The organism is Thermocatellispora tengchongensis, assembly GCF_014202315.1.
GTDB lineage: Bacteria > Actinomycetota > Actinomycetes > Streptosporangiales > Streptosporangiaceae > Thermocatellispora > Thermocatellispora tengchongensis.
Genome location: NZ_JACHGN010000003.1, coordinates 1 through 19,315 on the forward strand (window position 1 = coordinate 1; position 19,315 = coordinate 19,315).

Genomic DNA, 19,315 nt, shown 5'->3' on the forward strand with positions numbered 1-19,315 from the left:
CAGGGTCGTGTCTTCCCTCGTCGCTCCGGTCGCTTCGCTCCCTGCGCTCCTCCTCCAGACACGACCCGCGCCCAAGCCACCACAACCCCGTCACCGAACCCTTCTGGGAAACCCGCCCACCCGGGCACAAGGCGCCCCCGTAGGGGCGCCTGAGCCGGGGGCGCCGGCCGTTCGCGTCCGGTCGCGGCGCCCCCGGGGTCTGGGACGCTACCCAGGCGGTGGCGGCTACACTTCTCGCTCGTAGATCTGCTCGACCACGGGCTTGCCGGCCTCCTCGCCCGGGTACTCCTCCACCAGCTCGAAGCCGGCCGCGAGGTAGATCTTGCGGGCGCTGGCCAGGGCGTCTCTCGTCCAGAGCATGATGCGCTTGTAGCCCGCCTCCCGGGCGAAGCGGAGGCACTCGTCCACCAGGCGGGCGCCGATGCCCATGCCGCGGGCGGCGGGATCGACGAGGAGGAGCCGGAGCTGGGCGGTCTCGTCGTCCTTGCGGACGCAGAAGACGCAGCCCACGGGCTCGCCGTCCACCTCGGCGATCCAGGCCGACTCGCGGGCGGGGTCGAGGTTCGCCACGTAGTCGGCGACGATGCGGGCGACCAGGGCCTCGAACTCGCGGCCCCAGCCGTACTCGCGGGCGTACAGGGCGCCGTGGCGGTGCACCACCCAGCCGAGGTCTCCGGCGCGGGGCGGGCGGATGACGTACGGGACGGCGGGGCGGCCGGTGTCGCCCAGGACGCGCTGGATGGTGCGCATGGCGGCCACCAGCCTGTCCTGGTCGTCCTCGGGGACCTTGGCGAGCAGCTCGGCGATCTGGGTGACCGAGCGCCGGTCGAGCACCCCGAACATCTCGCGCCCGGCGGCGGTGAGCGTGATGACCTGACGGCGGGCGTCGGCGGCCGAGCGCTCCTTGGCGACCAGGCCCTCGGACTCGAAGCGGGTGAGGATCCTGCTGAGGTAGCCCGCGTCGAGGCCGAGCAGGCGCCGCAGCTCGGCGGCCTCCGCGCGCCCCCGGGTGCCCAGCTCGAACAGCACGCGCGCCTCGGTGAGGGAGTAGGGCGTGTCGTGCATGTTGCCCTGGAGCAGCCCGATGACACCGGTGTAGAAGCGGTTGAACGCCCTGATCTCCGCCACGCGATCCTGCATCCTTGCTCTCCTCAACGAATTGCTTGACGGAGTCAAAGGTATCACTCGGGCAGCTCGCGGTCCACGAGAGGAAGGCGATATTCCGGGCGGAAGCCCAAGAGCCGGTCGCCGCGCGAGGTGTCGATGGGAACCGCCCTGCCGGGGAGCGGGCGGCGTACCTCCACGCCCGGGTAGTAGCGGCGCAACAGGGGCTCGGTCGGATAGGGCACCAGCGTCAGCGGGGCCGCCAGGTGGACCGCGTGCACCTCGCCGGGCCGCACCGCGTCCAGCGCCGCCAGGCAGGCGCGGGCGGCGTCGCGCGTCTCCAGGTACGCCCACATGCTCGACGCCGCCAGGCCGGGGTCCTCGGCGCACTCCGCCGCGAACGCGCGCAGCCGCCCATCCCGCCCGCCCACGAACGGCAGCCGCAGCGCGATCACGCCCATGCCGTGCCGCCGGGCCATCATGCGGGCCGTCAGCTCGTCCACCTGCTTCGACAACGCGTACGGGTCCTCGGCCTGCGAGGGCAGGTCGTCGTCCACCGGCAGGTACGCCGGCCGCAGCCACCCGGCCGCGAACGGCAGCCCGGTGATCGCGTAGGAGCTCGCCAGGCACACCCGGCGCACCCCGGCCGCGCCCGCCTGCTCCAGCACCGTGAACGTGGCCAGGGTGTTGTTGCCGAACACCTCCTCCGGCGGGTTCAGCGTCGGCACCGGGATCGCGGCCAGGTGGATCACCGCGTCCACGCCCGCCACGGCCGCGCGGGCGGCCTTCACGTCGCCCGCGTCGCCTCTGATCACCCGCTCGGCGGGCAGGCCGCCCGGGTCCTCCAGCGTCAGCGCGTGCGCGGGGATTCCGCGCTCGGCCAGCAGGGCGAGCACGGCCCGCCCGATGCGGCCCGCCGCCCCCGTGACCAGGACTCTCATGATCTCTCCCGTTCCTGTCGCCACGTTGATTCCGTCATATGACACGATGCGGCTAGTCCGCGATGTTTGGAGATGCCTTGCCACTGTTCGACCTGCCCTTGCCCGAGCTGCGCGCCTACCGTCCCGACCGCGACGAGCCCGCCGACTTCGACGACTTCTGGAAGCGGACGCTCACCGAGGCCGAGGCGTTCGACCTGGCCGCCGAGTTCACGCCGTACGACGCGGGCCTCGGCTCGGTGGACGTCTACGACACCGCGTTCGCGGGCTGGCACGGGCACCGCATCAACGCCTGGTTCCTGGTGCCGCGCGGAGCCGGCGGGCCCGTGCCGTGCGTGGTGCAGTTCATCGGGTACGGCGGCGGGCGTGGCCACGCGCACGACCACACGGTCTGGCCGGCCGCAGGGTACGCCGTGCTCGTGGTGGACACCCGCGGCCAGGGCGGCGCCAGCCACCAGAGCCCCGGCGCGACCGCCGACCCCGACGGCGGCGACTTCGCCCAGGCGCCGGGCATGATGACCCGCGGCATCATGGACCCCGAGACGTACTACTACCGCCGCGTGTTCGCCGACGCCGCCCGCGCGGTGGACGTCGCCGCGGCGCACCCGGCCGTGGACGCCGGGCGGATCGTGGTCGCCGGCGGCAGCCAGGGCGGCGGCATCGCCCAGGCCGCGGCGGCGCTGCGTCCCTCGGTGGCGGCGGCGCTGATCGACGTGCCGTTCCTGACCCACTTCCGCCGCGCGATCGAGATCACCGACCGCGACCCGTACGCCGAGCTGGTCCGCTTCCTGGCCACCCACCGGCACGCCGAGGAGCGGGTGCTGCGCACGCTGTCGTACTTCGACGGGGTCAACTTCGCCGCCCGCGGCACGGTGCCCGCCGTGTACTCGGTCGCGCTGATGGACGACATCTGCCCGCCCTCCACGGTCTTCGCCGCCTACAACCACTGGGCGGGCCCGAAGGAGATCTCCGTGTGGCCGTGGAACGGACACGAGGGCGGGGGCGGCGCGCAGCGTGAGCACAATCTCCGCTACCTTCGGCGGTTGTGGGCACTCGACTGATCTACATCGGCGGATACACGCAGGGCGCCGGCGGTTCCGGTACCGGCATCACCAGCCTGCGCAAGGAGCTCGACGGACGCTTCGTCGAGCTGGCCAGGACGACGGCCTCCGCGCCGTCGTTCCTGGCCCTGCACCCCCGCCTCCCGGTCCTGTACGCGGTGGGCGAGGGCGCGGACGGCACCGTCTCCGCCTTCGCCCGCCACTCCGACGGGACCCTGGCGCATCTGGCCACCCGCCCGAGCGGCGGGGCGCAACCCTGCCACCTCGCCGTGGACCCGCAGGGCGCCTGGCTCGCGGTGGCCAACTACGGCGACGGCACGCTCGGCGCGTACCGGCTCGACGAGCACGGCGCCATGGTCGGCAAGCCGCGTCTGTTCCGGCACACCGGCACCGGCCCCGACCCCGAGCGGCAGGAGTGCCCGCACGCCCACCAGGTCGTCTTCGGCCCCGACGGCACGCTGTACGTCAGCGACCTCGGCACCGACGAGATCCGCCGCTACTCCGTCGGCGACGAGATCGCGCCGCACCCGGCCGGCCACGTCCGCGTGTCGCCGGGCATGGGGCCGCGGCACATGGCGTTCCTGGCCGGCCGCTGGTACGTCAGCGGCGAGCTGGACGGCAGCGTCCGCGCCTACGACGAGTCGTGGACCGAGGTCGCGGTGGGCCGGGCCGGCGCGAGCGGGGCCGCCAACCTGCCCTCGCACCTGGAGGTCTCGCCCGACGGCCGGCACGTCTACGTCGCCAACCGCGGCCCCGACACCATCACCACGCTGCGGGCGGACGACCTGTCGCACGTGGCCGAGACCCCCTGCGGCGGCGCGTGGCCGCGCCACTTCGCCACCGCCTGGGACCGCATGTACGTCGCCTGCCAGCACTCCGACGCCGTGACCGTGCTGCCGCTGCACCGCGGTGTGCCGCAGGCCCCGGAGGAGACCCTGGACCTGCCGACGCCGAGCTGCGTGCTGTTCGACCCCGACTTCTGAGCGCGCGTGCCCGCCGCTCAGGCCCAGGCGGAGGCGCGGGTCACGGCCTTCCGCCAGCGGGCGTAGGAGTCGTCGTCGCGCCCGCCGGGCTCGAAGCGCCGGTCCAGGCGCCAGGTCTTGCGCAGCTCGTCGGCGCTGCTCCACAGCCCCGCGCCCAGGCCGGCCAGGAAGGCGGCGCCGAGGGCGGTGGTCTCCTGCACGACCGGGCGCTCCACGGGCACGCCGAGCTGGTCGGCCTGCATGCTCATCAGCAGGTCGTTGGCGCTGGCGCCGCCGTCGGCCTTGAGCACCGGCACCGGCAGGCCGGCGGCGCCGGTCATGACCTCGACCACGTCGCGGACCTCGAACGCGATGGCCTCCAGCGTCGCCCGCACGAGGTGGGCCCGGCCGGTGCCGCGGGTGATGCCGAGGATGGCGCCGCGGGCGTCGGCGTCCCAGTGGGGGGCGCCGAGGCCGGTGAGCGCGGGCACGAACACCACGCCGCCGGAGTCGGGCACCGTGCGCGCGACGGCCTCCGACTCCGCGGCCGTGTTGATCAGGCCCAGCCCGTCGCGCAGCCACTGGACGGCGGCGCCGGTCACGAAGATCGCGCCTTCGAGCGCGTAGGTGATCTCACCGGACGGCGTCTGCCAGGCGACGGTGGTGAGCAGCCCGGCCTCGGAGCGCACGATCTCGGAACCGGTGTTGATCAGCACGAACGAGCCGGTGCCGTAGGTGCACTTCACGTCGCCGGGCTCGAAGCAGGTCTGGCCGAACAGCGCCGCCTGCTGGTCGCCGGCCACCCCGCTGACCGGCAGGTCGAGGCCGAGGAACGCCGCCGGGTCGGTGCGCCCGATCTCGCCGAAGTTGGGCACGATCTCCGGCAGCGCCGTCATCGGCACCCCGAACAGCGCGCACAGCTCCTCCGACCAGCCGCGCTCCTCCAGGGAGTACAGCAGGGTGCGCGAGGCGTTGGACGGGTCGGTGACGTGCCGCGCGCCGCCGGTCATCCGGGCGATGAGGTAGGAGTCGACGGTGCCCAGCACGGTGCTGCCGGAGGTGACGCCCGCCCACGCCCGCGGGTCGTGCTCGGCCAGCCAGGTAAGCTTGGTGCCGGTGAAGTAGGGGTCGAGCCGCAGCCCGGTCAGCTCGGCCACCCTCGGCTCGTGCCCCTCCTCGCGCAGCCGGGAGCACACGCCGGACGTGCGCCGGTCCTGCCAGACGATGGCCGGGCGCGGCGCGGCCAGGCTCGCCCGGTCCCACAGCACCGCGGTCTCGCGCTGGTTGGTGATGCCCACGCAGCCGGGCGCGGAGGAGGCGGCGTCGAGCGCCTCGCGGCACGCGGCCAGCGTGGCCTGCCAGATCTCCTCCGGCACGTGCTCCACCCAGCCCGGCCGGGGGAAGTGCTGGGCGAACTCCCGGTAGCCGCGTGACTCGATCCGCCCGTCGCCGGACACCACCAGCGCGGTGACCCCGGTCGTGCCCGCGTCGATCGCCAGAACACTCATCGACACTCCTCACGTTGGTCTAGACCATTGGTGCGACCTGGGGCACAATGCCTGGGTCGGGAGGGTCGGAGACCCACATCGGCCGTGCCGCTCTTTTCATAGAGTCTGGCTGTGTAACCCATTGAGAGGAAACCCGGATGCGTATTGGAGTGCTCACAGGCGGTGGCGACTGCCCCGGCCTCAACGCGGTGATCCGTGCGGTCGTCCGCAAGGGCGTGAGCGTGTACGGCCACGAGTTCGTCGGTTTCCGCGACGGATGGCGCGGCCCGCTCGAAGGCGACACCATGCCGCTGGACATCCAGGCGGTGCGGGGGATCCTGCCCCGTGGTGGAACGATCCTCGGCTCCTCACGCACCAATCCTATGAAGATCGACGGCGGTGTGGACCGCATCCGCGGCAACCTGGAGTCGTCGGGTGTCGACGCCCTCATCGCCATCGGCGGCGAGGACACGCTGGGCGTCGCCAAGCAGCTCTACGACCGCGGCGTGAACGTCATCGGCGTGCCCAAGACGATCGACAACGACCTCAACGCCACCGACTACACCTTCGGCTTCGACACCGCCGTCAACATCGCCATGGAGGCGATCGACCGGCTGCACACCACGGCCGAGTCGCACCACCGCGCCCTGATCTGCGAGGTCATGGGCCGCCACGCGGGGTGGATCGCGCTGCACGCCGGCATGGCGGCCGGCGCCAACGTGATCCTGATCCCGGAGAAGCCCTTCGACATCGACCGCGTCTGCGAGTACGTCGAGAGCCGGTTCAAGACCCGCTACGCGCCGATCATCGTGGTCGCCGAGGGCGCCCACCCGCTGGAGGGCCAGATGGCCCTGCAGACCGGCGAACTGGACGCGTTCGGCCACGTGCGCCTGGGCGGCATCGGCGACCAGCTCGCGCAGGAGATCGAGAAGCGCACCGGCAAGGAGGCCCGCACCACCGTGCTCGGCCACATCCAGCGCGGCGGCACCCCGACCGCGTTCGACCGCGTGCTCGCCACCAGGTTCGGGCTCCAGGCCATCGACGCGGCCAACGACGGCGACTTCGGCAAGATGGTCGCGCTGCGCGGCACCGAGATCGTCCGTGTCGGCCTGGACGAGGCGACCAAGGAGCTCAAGACCGTGCCGGTCTCGCGTTACGAAGAAGCCGAGGTCTTCTTCGGCTGAGTCTTCTTCGGCTGATCGTTTCCGCGGTGATCCGATTTCGCGTACGGCCCGTGCCCGCGTGGCGGCGGGCCGTACGCACTTCGCGGGGTGGAATTAGCCCGGAGTTTCCCCATATTCCGGCTGAATTTCACCGCGGACGCGAACGCGGCTGGAACATCGGGTTCGGCGGCTCGGCCGGATGCCCCGCCGCCGTTCCCGCCGCGCCGTCGCCGGGAAACGCGCCGCCGGCGTGGGGCGCGCCGCTCCCGTAGGACGCGCCATCGCCGCGGGCCGCGTTCACGCCGCCGTTCGCGCCGCTGTTCGCGCCGCTGTTCGCGTTCTCGCGCAGCCGGGCCATCAGCTCGGCCTCGTTGCGCAACTCCCGCTCGCTCGGCGACAGCAGCACGGTCAGCAGCATGGCCATCGTGAGCAGGCTGATCCCGACGATCATCGGGAGCAGGAAGTCGATGCCCTCCGCGCCCGCCGGTGTGCCGTGCGACTCGCCGGGCCGTACCGAGATGGCGAACATGCCGGTGTAGTGCATGCCGCTCACGGCCACGCCCATGATCAGGGCGGCGGCCCCGGTGGCGAGCGCGCCGCGCACGCGCAGCGTGAACCACAGCGCGACCGTGGCGGCCACGACCGCGATCAGCACCGACAGGGCGACCACGAGCGGGTCGTAGTCGAGGTGGGCGTTCATCCGCATCGCGTACATGCCCAGGTAGTGCATGCCGGCCACCCCCAGGCCGGTCAGCAGGCCGCCGCCGAGCAGCGGCGCGAGGCGCGCGCCGCCGTACGACACCAGGACCATGCCCGCGCCGACCACGACGACCGCGAGCACGGCCGAGGCCGCGGTGAGCCACACGTCGTAGCGGATCTGGGTGCCGGCGACCTGGAAGCCCATCATCGCGATGAAGTGCATCACCCAGATGCCGGTGCCGCCGATGGACAGCGCGGCGCCGAGCAGCCAGCGTATTCGGGACGCGCCTTCCGTTCCCCGCGCCCGGGAGGCGAGCAGCAGGCCGAGCATGCAGCCGATGCTCGACATGATGTAGGCGAGCACCGGTGTGAGGGCCCCGGCGGAAAAGTGATTGATATGCGACATGAGACGGACATTCTGTGAAGTGAGGGCTTTTAGCGCAGTATGGCGGAGAACATGAGCCGGGGTCACGTCTCTGACCTGATCATTTGACTAACGGAAGTCATGTACCGGGAAATGAGTGATCGGTGAAAAAGGCGGGGTCAGCGGGAATAGAGGTGCCGTTCTGGCGGGCGATCGCCGTGTTCCGCGTCGTTTCCCTGGCGTACGCGGCCTTGCTGCTCGTACGCGCCGACGGTTATCGCGAGCCGCTGCTGGGCTGGCTGGTGATCGGAATCATGGGCTTGTGGACCCTCGCCGCCACCTACGCCTACGCGATCGAGGGGCTGCGCGGCCGGCCGCTGCTCGTGATCGACATGCTCGTCACCGTCGGCTGCCTGCTGGCCACCCCGCACGTTCAGGGCCCCTACCAGGCGGGCTCGCTGCCCATCACCGCGACCTGGATGGGCGCGCCGGTGCTGGCCTGGGCCGTGTACGGCGGGCGCCGCGCCGGGGCCGCCGGGGCGGCGATCGTGGCCGCGGTGGACCTGTCCCTGCGCGGCGTGCACGACCTGGGCACCTTCGGCCTCGCCTCGTTCTCCGTCAACGGAACCGTGCTGCTGTTCCTGGCCGGAGTGCTCATCGGCCACGTCGCCCGCCTGGCCAAGCAGGCGGAGGCGCGCATGCAGCGCGCCGCCGAGATCGAGGCGGCGACCAGGGAGCGCGAGCGGCTCGCCCGGGGCATCCACGACTCGGTGCTCCAGGTGCTCGCGCTGGTGCAGCGGCGCGGGCTGGAGATCGGCGGTGAGGCGGCCGAGCTGGGCCGGCTGGCGGGCGAGCAGGAGGCCGCGCTGCGCGAGCTGGTGAGCACCCGCCCCCGCGCCACGCCGCCCGGCGCCCCCGTGCGCCGCGCGCCGTACCCCGGTGAGGGGGACGCGGACGGAGAGGGCGGCATGGTGGACCTGCGCGAGGCGCTGAGCCGGCACGGCGGCGCGGGCGTGACCGTCTCCACCCCGGCCACCCCGATCCCGATGCCCGCCGAGACCGCCCGTGAGACCGCCGCCGCCGTGGCCGCGGCCCTGGACAACGTGCGCAGGCACTGCGGCGAGGACGCCCGCGCCTGGATTCTCGCCGAGATCGAGCCGGGCGACCCCGGGCACGACGTGGTGACGGTGACCGTCCGCGACGACGGGCCCGGCATCCCGGAAGGGCGGCTGGAGGAGGCCGCCGCGGCGGGCAGGCTCGGCGTCGCGCAGTCCATCCGCGGCCGGATCGCCGACCTCGGCGGCCGGGTGGCCATCGTCTCCACGCCCGGCCAGGGCACCGAGGTCGAGCTGGTGCTGCCCGTGCCCCGCGACAGCGCTCCCGGCGGTTCCTCCGGGCGTGCCCGCGTTGCTCCCGGCCGTGTCCGCGAGCGTGACCCCGGCCGGACCCCCGCCGGCCGCGGACGACGGGAGGGCTAGCATGACGGCCGTGGGCGACGGGCTGCGGGTCATGGTGGTGGACGATCATCCGATGTGGCGCGACGGAGTGGCGCGCGACCTCGCCGAGGCCGGCTACGACGTCGTGGCCACGGCGGGGGAGGGGCGGCAGGCCGTCAGGGTGGCCGCGGCCGTGCGCCCCGAGGTGGTGGTGCTCGACCTCCAGCTCCCCGACATGACCGGCGTGGAGGTCATGCGCGGCCTGATGGCGGCGGAGCCCGCGCCGCGGGTGCTGGTGCTGTCGGCGAGCGCCGAGCAGGAGGACGTGCTGGAGGCGGTCAAGGCCGGCGCGTCCGGATACCTGGTGAAGTCGGCCGGCCGGGAGGAGTTCCTGGACGCCGTGCGCCGCACCGCCGAGGGCGACGCCGTGTTCACCCCCGGCCTGGCCGGGCTGGTCCTGGGCGAGTACCGCCGCCTGGCCGCGCGGACCGGCTCGGGGTCCGGCGACGACGGGCCCCGGCTCACCGAGCGCGAGACCGAGGTGCTCCGGCTGGTCGCCAAGGGACTGTCCTACAAGCAGATCGCCGACCGCCTGGTGCTCTCGCACCGCACCGTGCAGAACCACGTGCAGAACACCCTGAACAAGCTGCAACTGCACAATCGTATCGAGTTAGTGAGATATGCCATCGAACGCGGCTTGGACGAGGGCTGAGCGGCACGAGAAGCGCCCAGGCGCGGCTAAAGTGACGGGGGCACGACGTACGCCGGAGGTAACCCCATGTCCGCAGGCACTTCCGCCGGCGCGCCGCAGGGCGCGCCGGTGAGCACCGGCTCGGCTCTGGGCGAGCCGTGCCTGCTGCTCAAGCTCGGCGAGGTCGTGCTGAAAGGGCGCAACCGCGAGATCTTCGAGCGCAGGCTCCAGGCCAACATCCGGGCCGCGCTGCGCGAGTTCGACTTCACCCCCGACGTGCGGCAGCGGCACGGCGTCATCGCCGTGTTCCTCCCGGCGGGCACCACCGTCGAGACCGCCGACAAGGTCGCCAGGCGGGTCGCCGACGTGCCCGGCCTGGTGTGGATCCACCGCGCCTGGCGGGTGGCCAAGACCCCCGAGGCGGTCACCAAGGCCGCGCTCGCGCTGGTCGAGGGCCGCGAGGAGATCCAGCGCAAGGCCACCTTCGCCGTACGGTCGCGGCGCAGGGACAAGCGCTTCCCGCTGCGCTCCAACGAGCTCGACCGGCTCGTCGGCGGCGAGATCAACGACATCTACGGCCTGCCCGTCGATCTGCGCGACCCCGAGCTGACCGTGTTCATCGAGGTGGACCGCGACGAGGTGTTCGTCTTCACCGACGGCATCCCCGGCCAGGGCGGGCTCCCGGTCGGCATGAGCGGGCGCGCCCTGGTGCTGATGTCGGGCGGCATCGACTCGCCGGTCGCGGCGTACCGGATGATGCGGCGCGGCATGCGGGTCGACTTCCTGCACTTCTCCGGCATCCCGTTCACCACCTCCGAGTCGATCTACAAGGCGTACGCGCTGGTGCGCGCGCTGGACCGGTTCCAGGGCCGCTCCCGGCTGTGGGTGGTGCCGTTCGGCAAGGCGCAGCAGTCGATCAAGGCGTCCGGGCAGGACCGCCTGGCGGTCATCGCCCAGCGCAGGCTGATGCTGAAGACCGCCGAGGAGGTCGCCCACCGCATCCACGCCGGCGCCCTGATCACCGGCGACTCGCTCGGCCAGGTCTCCTCCCAGACCCTGCAGAACATCACCGCCCAGGACAACGCCGTCGATCTGCCGATCCTGCGCCCGCTGATCGGCATGGACAAGACCGAGATCATGGCCGAGGCCCGCCGGATCGGCACCCTGGAGATCTCCGAGCTGCCCGACGAGGACTGCTGCACCCTCCTGGCCCCCCGCCGGGCCGAGACCCGGGCCAAGATCGAGGACCTGAAGCAGATCGAGCGCCGTCTCGACGCCGAGGACCTCGCCGTGCAGCTCGCCGACTCCATCCAGGAGTACAAGCTCCAGGAGTGACCGCCGCTCACACGGGCTTGAACGGATCGTGCTCGGCCAGCAGCTTCTCCAGCCTGGCCTGGTCGATCCGGGTGGTGACCTCCGACGCCTCCTGGCGGTCGCGTACGCACTTGGCCAGCGTGAAGGTGGACGTGACCAGGTACAGCGTGCCCACCGCCAGGAAGGCCCGCACCCAGGCCGCCACCGGCAGGTAGGCGATGCCCAGGCCGATCGCGCCCGCCGAGACGGCGAAGGACACCACGGCCTGGAGGAAGAACGCGCCCGTGTTCGCGGGCCGGACCGCCTTGCTCACGTTGCTGCTCATGGCCACGAGCATGCGCGCCGCGGGCGGCGGCGCGCATGCGCCGCCGTACTCAGTTACTCATGAGTAGATCACCGCTCGCGGCCGGGTTCGCCGTGGCCACGGTACGGCCCAGCAGCGGCGGGAACTGCCGCATGATCCGGGCCAGCTCGCGCAGGTCGCCGTTGACCAGCGCCTGCGGCCCGTCGCACAGCGCCTGCTCCGGATGCGGGTGCACGTCCACGATCACCCCGTCGGCGCCCACCGCGATGGCCGCCCGGGTCAGCGGCAGCACCAGGTCACGCCGCCCGCCCGAGTGCGACGGGTCGATGATCACCGGCAGGTGCGACAGCCGCTGCGCCACCGGCACCGCCGAGACGTCCAGCGTGTTGCGGGTGGCGGTCTCGAAGGTGCGGATGCCGCGCTCGCACAGCACGATGTCCAGGTTGCCGCGCTGCGCGATGTACTCCGCCGCCATCAGCCACTCCTCGATGGTGGCGTTCATGCCCCGCTTCAGCATCACCGGCTTGCCGGCTCCGCCCACGGCCTGCAGCAGCGCGAAGTTCTGCGCGTTGCGCGTGCCGACCTGGAGCATGTCGGCGTAGGAGGCCACCAGGTCCACGTCGTGCGCGTCCACGACCTCGGTCACCACCGGCAGCCCGGTCGCCTCGCGCACGTCGGCCAGGATGCGCAGGCCCGCCTCGCCCAGCCCCTGGAACGCGTACGGGGAGGTGCGCGGCTTGTACGCCCCGCCGCGCAGCAGCGTCGCCCCGGCCGCCTTGGCCATCTCCGCGGCCTCCAGGGTCTGCTGCGGCGTCTCCACCGCGCACGGCCCCGCGATCAGCGTCACCGTGTCGGGCCCGATCGGCACCCCGCCCACGCGCACCGTGGACCGGTCGGGATGGTTGTCCCGGCTGACCAGCTTGTACGGGGTGGACACCCGCATGACGTCCGCGACGCCCGGCATGCCGCGCAGGTTCAGCGCGGAGAACTGCTCGATGTCGCCCACCAGCCCGATGATCGTACGGCTCACGCCGCGGCTGACGAACGCGTTCCCGCCGGCCGTGCCGACCAGCTCGACTATCGCGTCGATGTCCTGCTGGCCGGCCTCCGGGGCCATGACGATGACCATTCCCGTCTCCCTTGTCGATGTGGCGCCGATGTGGCGTCGTTGCGGCTGCTCACCGGTGTGTCGGCCGGTGCGTCAGCCGGAAAAAGCGAAAGGCCCCGGGTCCTGCCGGACCCGGGGCCTTTCGCTCGTCTGCTGTCAGCGCAGCATTCTGAGGCGAACGGTCCGACCCTCGGGCCCGTCGCCATACCAAAACCAGAACGCGGTACGCATCGCGGGCAATACTAGCGCACCCGCATGTACCGCCAGACCCCTGCCCGGGTCGGAGCGGCGCGCCGGACGGTGGCAGGATGGCGTTCGTGCCCGGAACACGACCGGAACGGCGAGGGGAGCTGCCGGTGGAGATGCCCGAAACTCCACGGGAGGAGAGCCGCCTGCCGCCGGGTCAGTACGTCCCGCGGGGCCGGCCGGTGATCCACTACGGGCGGGTGCCCACCTTCAGGCCCGACACCTGGACCTTCAGCGTCTTCGGCGCGACCGCCTCCGGCGAGGAGCACCGCTTCACCTGGCCCGAGTTCGCCGCGCTCAAGCGGGTCACGCTCATCGCCGACTTCCACTGCGTGACCAAGTTCTCCCTCATGGGCAACGAGTGGCGCGGCGTACCCGCGACCGCCCTGCTCAGCGCGGTGCCGCCCGCCCCCGAGGCCCGCCACGTGATGCTCTGGGGCGAGTACGGCTACAGCGCCAACATCAGGATGAGCGACTTCGAGGCCGCCCTGTTCGCCACCGAGCTGGACGAGAAGCCCCTCGCCCCCGAGCGCGGCTTCCCGGTGCGCGCGGTCGTGCCCCACCTGTACGCGTGGAAGAGCGTCAAGTGGCTGCGCGCGGTGGAGTACATGGTCGAGGACCGCCGCGGCTTCTGGGAGGACCGCGGCTACCACAACATCGGCGACCCATGGCGCGAGCAGCGCTACTCCTATCAGGAGGAACCCGGCGACGGCCCCCCATAGCGGATAGCTCATCGTGACCGGCCGCATACGAGGTGTCGCGATCCGGTTGCGATCTGTGCGATCACGCGGCAGCGTTGTCACATGCTGCGCGTTCTGGCGGTAGACGACGAGGGCCCGGCCCTGGACGAACTTGCCTACCTGCTGCGGCAGGACACCAGAATCGAGCACGTGGCGACCGCCAAGGACGGCGTCACGGCGTTGCAGGACATGGTCCAGATGATCGCCACCGGCGAGCGCCTGGACGGCGTGTTCCTCGACGTCCGCATGCCCGGCCTGGACGGTCTCGACCTGGCCCGCCTCATCGGCGGCTTCCCCGCCCCGCCCAAGCTCGTCTTCGTCACCGCCCACGAGGACTGCGCCGTGCAGGCATTCGAACTGGAGGCGGTCGACTACCTGCTCAAACCGGTCGCCGCCGCCCGGCTGGCCGAGACCGTACGCCGCCTGGAGGCCGTCGCCACCTCCGGCGCCCGCCCCGCCGCCGAGGACATCATCCCGGTCGAACTCGGCGGCCGCACCCGCTTCGTCACCATGAAGTCGGTCTGGTTCGCCGAGGCCAAGGGCGACTACGTCCGCCTCCACACCGGCGACGGCAGCTACCTCGTCCGCATGTCCCTGGCCGCCCTGGAACGCCGCTGGTCCGACTCCGGCTTCCTCCGCATCCACCGCAGCACCCTGGTCGCCGTCCGCCACGTCACCGAACTCCGCCAGGAGTCCGGCCGCACCCTCGTCCAGGTCGGCACCGAAACCCTCCCGGTCAGCCGCCGCCACACCCGCCACGTCCGCGAAACCCTGATCCGCCAACTCCGCACCCCCCCACCCCCCTCCTCCTGAACCCCCGGCCGCCCCCTTCGGCACTCGTTCGAGGGCCGGCCTTCGCCCGACGCGGGCCCCCTTGCCCGCCCGCTGCCCACCGCGGTGGTGGGCCGGTGTCCGCCAGTGGGCCGGGGTCGATGGGATAGAGGCCACGCGGGGGGGGAGCGCGAGGTCTGTGAGGGGACCTGAAAGCCCGGGGAGGCCGTGCAGGGCGCAATCGGCCGGTGAGGCGCGTGGGCCGGCCGGGCCGGTCGGGCCGGTCGCCCAAGCCACCCACACAGCACGCCGCCGTCGAGAGCCACCGCATGCACGGGCCCCCATCTGGTGCCGCGGGATGCAGGGGCCCCCATCTGGTGCCGCGGGATGCACGGGCCCCCATCTGGTGCCGCGGCATGCACGGGCCCCCATCTGGTGCCGCGGGATGCACGGGCCCCCATCTCGTGCCACGGCATGCACGGGCCCCCATCTCGTGCCACGGCATGCACGGGCCCCCATCTCGTGCCACGGCATGCACACGCCCCCGTCCCATGCCGCGGCATGCCCTGCCTGCGGTGTCACCCGCTGGCCCAGGGAGGCGTCGGCGTGCACGCGGTCGGTGGGGGATTGGGGCGGGGGCATGGAGGGCTGGGAGGGCTCCGGAGCCCGTGGCTGGGGGCCTGCTGGGCGTCGGCCTGGCTCACCCCGGTCGCGTGGCCTCCAGGGTGTTGCCGGGTGGGGCAGGGTGCGATGGTGGGCCGGTGCCTGGTGGGGTCGTGGCCGGTAGGGGTTGGGGCGGGGGCATGGAGGGGTCTGGAGCCCGCAGCGTGCCGGAGGCGGCCTTGCTGGGCGTCGGCCTGGCTCCCCCCATTCGCGTGGCCCTCAGCGTCGCCGTGGCGAGCGCGGTGGTGGGCCGGTGTCCGCCGGAGGGCCGTGGCCGATGGGTTGAGGCCACGGCGGGCGGGGTTGAGGTGGGAGCGCGAGGTCTGTGAGGGGGCCTGGGGCGGGGAGACCGTGCAAGGGCGCAACCGGCCGGTAAGGTGCCTGGGCCGGCCGCCCAAGCCACCCCACACAGCCACCGACAAGGCGTGCCGTAGCGCCGGACAGAGGCGTGCTGTGTGGGACCGGCAGAGCCGTGTCGATGAATCCAGGCAGTGGTATCCGCTGGCGGCCCAGGCAGTCTTCCGCAGGCGACAGGTGGCGCGTGCCGGCGCCTGACGCCGCCCGCCGCCCATCCGCTGCCCGCCGTCCGCCGTCCATCCGCTGCCCGCTGCCCGCCGCCCGTCCGCCGTCCATCCGCCGTCCGTCGCCCGCCGTCCGCCTGTGCACCGGGAAGGCGCACGCTGCGGCGCCGCCCACGGGAGTCGACCGGTCCGGTGTCACCGTGTCACTCGGACACGACGGTGTCCGCTACCGGCACCAGGTGGCCGCACGCCGCTCGCGTGGCAGACTGCCCCGCCGTACCCTGCCGCCTGGGAGGCTCCCGGCCCGCCCTGTCCACCTCGTCCTGTGCTGCGCTCACCCCTCAAGGGCGCCGGGGTGGGTGGGCCGGCCCGAGGCACCTCGCACGGCACGCTGCCGTTCGCGCGCGCCCAGACTCGGCGGCGCCGACTGGGTGTGGCGTAGGGCATGGCGAGGCGGGCGGTGTTGCGCATGTGGGGGAAGGGACGGGCGTGAGGGGGTGGGCGGAGGGGGTGGGTGAAAGCGGTGGGAGGACCGTTCGTCGTGTGGGGGTGACCGTTCGCCGGGGTGGGACGCTCCGTACATCGATGGCTACTTACCGTTGAGCGCGCCGGTCGTAAAGCGGGTTTCGCGCTTCATGATCGTGACCGTAATGTTTCGGGAGTCGGAGCCGAATCCGTCGCATCGGGGGGGACAAGAGCCGGCAGGGCTCGGATGGACCTGGTGCGCGGTGTCGAAGGACGGCCTGGGGGTCGTCCGGCCGTCGGGCCTTTACCGGGGGGGTAGGGGCCCGGCGGTCTCCGGCGTGGCGGGACGTCTGCGGAGGGCCGCGGAGCCGTACCGTGATCCGGCCTACGGGGGCGGCCGGATCGCTGGGCGGGCGTCCCGTCACGCCGCGCCGGATTACGGTCGGCGGATACGGGGTGTGCGGTACGCCCCCCGCGCACACACCCGAGCGGCGGGGCGCCACATGTCGTGCACGTGGCGGGGCCTGGGGCCTGGGTCAGGAGTCGCGGAGCTTCTTCAGCAGCTCGATGTCCTCGCGGTGCTTGTCGATCTTGCCGGGGGTCTCGATGCACAGCGGCACGTGGGCCGAGACCGGGTGGCGCATCAGCTCCGCGAAGGCGGCGGCGCCGATGTGGCCGGCGCCGATGTTCTCGTGGCGGTCCTTCTTGGAGCCGCACACGTCCTTGGAGTCGTTGGCGTGGATCAGCTTCAGGCGGCCGGGGGCGATGTCGTGCAGCGCGTCGAGCATCTCGGTCACCCCGGCGGGGGTGGTGAGGTCGTGGCCGGCGGCGAAGGCGTGGCAGGTGTCCAGGCAGATGCCGGCCCTGGGGTGGAAGTCGAGCGCGTCGAGGTACGGCCCGAGGTCCTGCACCGTCGCGCACAGCATCTGGCCCTGGCCGGCCATGGGTTCGAGCAGCAGGTCGGGGCCGTCCTCGGGGATCTCGTCCAGCAGCGGCAGCAGGTGCTCGCGGAGCCGGCGCATGGCGGTGTCGCGCGGCTGGCTCACCGCCGAGCCCGTGTGCATGACCACGCCCAGCGCGCCGATGGCGGCGCCGCGGCGCAGGCTGTGGCGTACGGTCTCGACCGACTTCTCCAGGGTGTCGGGGTTGGGCGAGCCCAGGTTGACCAGGTACGGCGAGTGCACGAACGTGGGCACGCCGGCCTCGCGCAGCTTGGCGTCCTGCGCCGGGTCGCCCGCGGCGAGCGCCCATCCGCGCGGGTTGGACACGAACACCTGGATCATCTCGGCGCCGATGTCGGCCATGTACTTCAGGCCGCCGGTCGCCAGGCCCCCGGTGACCATGACGTGCCCGCCGATGGAAGGAGTAACGCTCATGATGGATGCCAGTTTATGGGCCGGCCGGGGCGAGGAGGCCGCGCCGGGCCGGTTGGAGGTTGCCACAAACCGGCGGGGGTGACGCGCGGCCCGGTTCGGAGTTTGCGCTGCTGGACCCGGCGGGGGCCGGGTGTGTCTACTGAGTGCCATGTCTGATGGATCTGCGCCGGGCGGGTGGCTGGCGGGCTTCAACGCCATGCCCGCCGGGGCCGCCGAGGCGGAGCTGCGGGCGTGCTGCGCCTCCTCCGCCTTCGCGGCCCGGGTGGCCGCCGGGCGGCCGTACGCCGGTGTCGCCGCGCTGCTGGACGCCGCCGGCGCCGCCGTCTCCGGTCTGGAGTGGCCGGAGGTGCTGCAGGCGCTGGCCGCCCATCCCAGGATCGGGGAGCGGGCCCGGGGCCCGGGGCGCGAGGCGGCCTGGTCGCGGCGGGAGCAGGCGGGCGCCGCGGGCGCGGACGCGCGGGTGCTGGCGGAGCTGGCCGCGGGCAACAGGGCGTACGAGGAGCGGTTCGGGCACGTGTACCTGGTCTGCGCCACCGGCCTGACCGCCGGGGAGATGCTGGAGCGGCTGCGCGCCCGGCTGGGCAACGACGAGGACGCCGAGCGGCGGGTCGTACGGGAGGAGCTGGCCAAGATCACCGAGATCCGGTTACGGCGACTGGCGGAGGAGACGGCGGCGTGAGCGACATGAGTGACGTGGGCGGCGTCAGCGGGCTGTCCACGCATGTGCTCGACGCCTCGCTCGGGCTTCCGGCGGCCGGGGTGGCGGTGCGGCTTGAGGACGCGTCGGGGGCCGTGCTGGCCGAGGGTCGCACCGATGACGACGGCCGGGTCCGGGGCTGGCGGGCCGGGCCCGGCACGCACCGGCTGGTGTTCGCGACCGGCGAGTACTTCGCCGGGCGCGGCGCGCCGACCTTCTACCCGGAGGTGGTGATCGCCTTCACCGTCGCCGCCGGCGACGACCACTACCACGTGCCGTTGCTGCTCAGCCCGTTCTCCTACTCGACGTACCGAGGGAGCTAGAAGGTGGCCGTCGTTCTCGGACCCAACCGCTACGGCAAGGCGGAGACCCGCGTGGTGCGGGTCACCCGCGAGGGTGAGACCCACCACGTCAAGGACTGCAACGTGAGCGTCTCGCTGTCGGGCGAGATGGAGGCGGTCCACCTCACCGGCGACAACTCCGCCGTGCTGCCCACCGACACGCAGAAGAACACCGTCTACGCCTTCGCCAAGAAGCACGGCATCGGCGAGATCGAGGAGTTCGCGCTGCTGCTGGCCCGGCACTTCGTGGACTCCCAGCCCGCGATCCGGCACGCGCGGGTCGCGATCGAGGAGTACGCCTGGCGCCGCATCCCCGGCGGCCCGCCGCACTCCTTCGTCCGCGACGGGAGCGAGGTGCGCACCTGCCTGGTCCACTGCGACGCCGACGGGACCTCCACCGTGGTGTCGGGGGTGCGCGACCTGGTGGTGCTGAACTCCACCGGGTCGGAGTTCCACGGGTTCGCCCGCGACGAGTACACCACGCTGGCCGAGACCACCGACCGGGTGCTGGCGACCGCCGTCACGGCCTCCTGGCGGCACCGGGGCGCGACCGCCGACCACGGCGCGTCCTACGCCGCCGTACGCCACCACCTGCTGGCCGCCTTCGCCCAGACCCACAGCCTGTCCCTCCAGCAGACCCTGTACGCGATGGGCGCGCGGGTCCTGGCCGAACGGCCGGAGGTCTGCGAGGTGCGCCTGGCGCTGCCGAACAAGCACCACTTCCTGGTGGACCTGACGCCCTTCGGCATGGACAACGACAACGAGGTCTACTACGCCGCCGACCGCCCGTACGGGCTGATCGAGGGGCACGTGCTGGACGACGAGGCGCCGCCCGCGGCGTACGCGTGGGACTGAGGAGGAGGG

18 protein-coding genes are annotated in these 19,315 nt (G+C 72.8%); 11 read left to right on the forward strand and 7 right to left on the reverse strand.

Features of this window, described 5'->3' with window-relative positions; all coding sequences use genetic code 11:
• Window positions 1–225 precede the first annotated feature (225 nt).
• Both HNP84_RS06440 and HNP84_RS06445 read right to left on the reverse strand, forming a co-directional pair.
• Window positions 226–1,140: a bifunctional helix-turn-helix transcriptional regulator/GNAT family N-acetyltransferase gene (locus HNP84_RS06440; protein WP_185048478.1), complete on the reverse strand. Its 915-nt coding sequence runs from the start codon at window positions 1,138–1,140 to the stop codon at window positions 226–228.
• Window positions 1,141–1,181: 41 nt separating this feature from the next.
• On the reverse strand, window positions 1,182–2,045 hold the full coding sequence (locus HNP84_RS06445; RefSeq protein ID WP_185048479.1) for an NAD-dependent epimerase/dehydratase family protein: 864 nt from the start codon (window positions 2,043–2,045) through the stop codon (window positions 1,182–1,184).
• A 77-nt stretch (window positions 2,046–2,122) separates the two neighbouring features.
• Between HNP84_RS06445 and HNP84_RS06450 the strand changes: the two genes are divergently transcribed.
• Both HNP84_RS06450 and HNP84_RS06455 read left to right on the forward strand, forming a co-directional pair.
• Window positions 2,123–3,103 carry an acetylxylan esterase gene (locus HNP84_RS06450; RefSeq protein WP_185048480.1) on the forward strand — a complete coding sequence of 327 codons (981 nt, stop codon included), beginning with the start codon at window positions 2,123–2,125 and terminating at the stop codon, window positions 3,101–3,103.
• Window positions 3,088–4,086 (forward strand): lactonase family protein, encoded by a 999-nt coding sequence (locus HNP84_RS06455; RefSeq protein WP_185048481.1) that lies wholly within the window; start codon window positions 3,088–3,090, stop codon window positions 4,084–4,086. The genes HNP84_RS06450 and HNP84_RS06455 overlap by 16 nt, the downstream gene beginning before the upstream one ends.
• 17 nt (window positions 4,087–4,103) lie before the next feature.
• Here HNP84_RS06455 and glpK read toward each other — a convergent pair whose 3' ends face one another.
• Window positions 4,104–5,573: a glycerol kinase GlpK gene (gene glpK, locus HNP84_RS06460; RefSeq protein ID WP_185048482.1), complete on the reverse strand. Its 1,470-nt coding sequence runs from the start codon at window positions 5,571–5,573 to the stop codon at window positions 4,104–4,106.
• Between the two features lie 137 nt (window positions 5,574–5,710).
• Between glpK and HNP84_RS06465 the strand changes: the two genes are divergently transcribed.
• Window positions 5,711–6,736, forward strand: coding sequence for a 6-phosphofructokinase (locus HNP84_RS06465; protein WP_185048483.1), 1,026 nt, complete (start codon window positions 5,711–5,713; stop codon window positions 6,734–6,736).
• Window positions 6,737–6,863: 127 nt separating this feature from the next.
• Here the strand turns inward: HNP84_RS06465 and HNP84_RS06470 are convergent, their stop codons facing one another.
• Window positions 6,864–7,820 (reverse strand): MHYT domain-containing protein, encoded by a 957-nt coding sequence (locus HNP84_RS06470; RefSeq protein WP_185048484.1) that lies wholly within the window; start codon window positions 7,818–7,820, stop codon window positions 6,864–6,866.
• A 122-nt stretch (window positions 7,821–7,942) separates the two neighbouring features.
• Here HNP84_RS06470 and macS point away from each other — a divergent pair, with 122 nt between their 5' ends.
• The 3 genes from macS (at window position 7,943) to thiI (ending at window position 11,240) form a co-directional block, all read left to right on the forward strand.
• Entirely contained in the window at window positions 7,943–9,256 is a 1,314-nt protein-coding gene (gene macS, locus HNP84_RS06475; RefSeq protein WP_185048485.1) for a MacS family sensor histidine kinase, read from the forward strand.
• 1 nt (window position 9,257) lies between these two features.
• Window positions 9,258–9,926 carry a response regulator gene (locus tag HNP84_RS06480; RefSeq protein WP_185048486.1) on the forward strand — a complete coding sequence of 223 codons (669 nt, stop codon included), beginning with the start codon at window positions 9,258–9,260 and terminating at the stop codon, window positions 9,924–9,926.
• Window positions 9,927–9,992: 66 nt separating this feature from the next.
• Window positions 9,993–11,240, forward strand: a complete 1,248-nt coding sequence (gene thiI / locus HNP84_RS06485; RefSeq protein WP_185048487.1) for a tRNA uracil 4-sulfurtransferase ThiI — start codon at window positions 9,993–9,995, stop codon at window positions 11,238–11,240.
• Between the two features lie 7 nt (window positions 11,241–11,247).
• Here the strand turns inward: thiI and HNP84_RS06490 are convergent, their stop codons facing one another.
• Together HNP84_RS06490 and aroF are read right to left on the reverse strand one after the other, a co-directional pair.
• Window positions 11,248–11,544, reverse strand: a complete 297-nt coding sequence (locus HNP84_RS06490) for a YiaA/YiaB family inner membrane protein (protein ID WP_221335962.1) — start codon at window positions 11,542–11,544, stop codon at window positions 11,248–11,250.
• Window positions 11,545–11,593: 49 nt separating this feature from the next.
• Complete coding sequence (gene aroF, locus HNP84_RS06495) at window positions 11,594–12,652, reverse strand: 3-deoxy-7-phosphoheptulonate synthase (RefSeq protein ID WP_185048489.1); 1,059 nt, start codon at window positions 12,650–12,652, stop codon at window positions 11,594–11,596.
• A gap of 341 nt (window positions 12,653–12,993) precedes the next feature.
• On the opposite strand from aroF, the gene HNP84_RS06500 reads away from it, so the two are divergent.
• Window positions 12,994–13,599 (forward strand): molybdopterin-dependent oxidoreductase, encoded by a 606-nt coding sequence (locus tag HNP84_RS06500; RefSeq protein ID WP_185048490.1) that lies wholly within the window; start codon window positions 12,994–12,996, stop codon window positions 13,597–13,599.
• An 81-nt stretch (window positions 13,600–13,680) separates the two neighbouring features.
• On the forward strand, window positions 13,681–14,430 hold the full coding sequence (locus tag HNP84_RS06505) for a LytR/AlgR family response regulator transcription factor (protein WP_185048491.1): 750 nt from the start codon (window positions 13,681–13,683) through the stop codon (window positions 14,428–14,430).
• Window positions 14,431–16,573: 2,143 nt separating this feature from the next.
• Here the strand turns inward: HNP84_RS06505 and HNP84_RS06510 are convergent.
• The gene (locus HNP84_RS06510; protein WP_185048492.1) at window positions 16,574–17,413 is read right to left on the reverse strand and encodes a deoxyribonuclease IV; all 840 of its coding nucleotides are present in this window, start codon (window positions 17,411–17,413) and stop codon (window positions 16,574–16,576) included.
• 148 nt (window positions 17,414–17,561) lie between these two features.
• Here HNP84_RS06510 and uraD point away from each other — a divergent pair, with 148 nt between their 5' ends.
• The 3 genes from uraD to pucL are packed head-to-tail and all read left to right on the forward strand — an operon-like array spanning window position 17,562 to window position 19,306.
• On the forward strand, window positions 17,562–18,092 hold the full coding sequence (gene uraD / locus HNP84_RS06515) for a 2-oxo-4-hydroxy-4-carboxy-5-ureidoimidazoline decarboxylase (RefSeq protein WP_185048493.1): 531 nt from the start codon (window positions 17,562–17,564) through the stop codon (window positions 18,090–18,092).
• A 5-nt stretch (window positions 18,093–18,097) separates the two neighbouring features.
• Window positions 18,098–18,433 (forward strand): hydroxyisourate hydrolase, encoded by a 336-nt coding sequence (uraH, locus tag HNP84_RS06520; RefSeq protein ID WP_185048971.1) that lies wholly within the window; start codon window positions 18,098–18,100, stop codon window positions 18,431–18,433.
• A 3-nt stretch (window positions 18,434–18,436) separates the two neighbouring features.
• Window positions 18,437–19,306 carry a factor-independent urate hydroxylase gene (pucL, locus tag HNP84_RS06525; RefSeq protein WP_185048494.1) on the forward strand — a complete coding sequence of 290 codons (870 nt, stop codon included), beginning with the start codon at window positions 18,437–18,439 and terminating at the stop codon, window positions 19,304–19,306.
• Window positions 19,307–19,315: the final 9 nt, after the last annotated feature.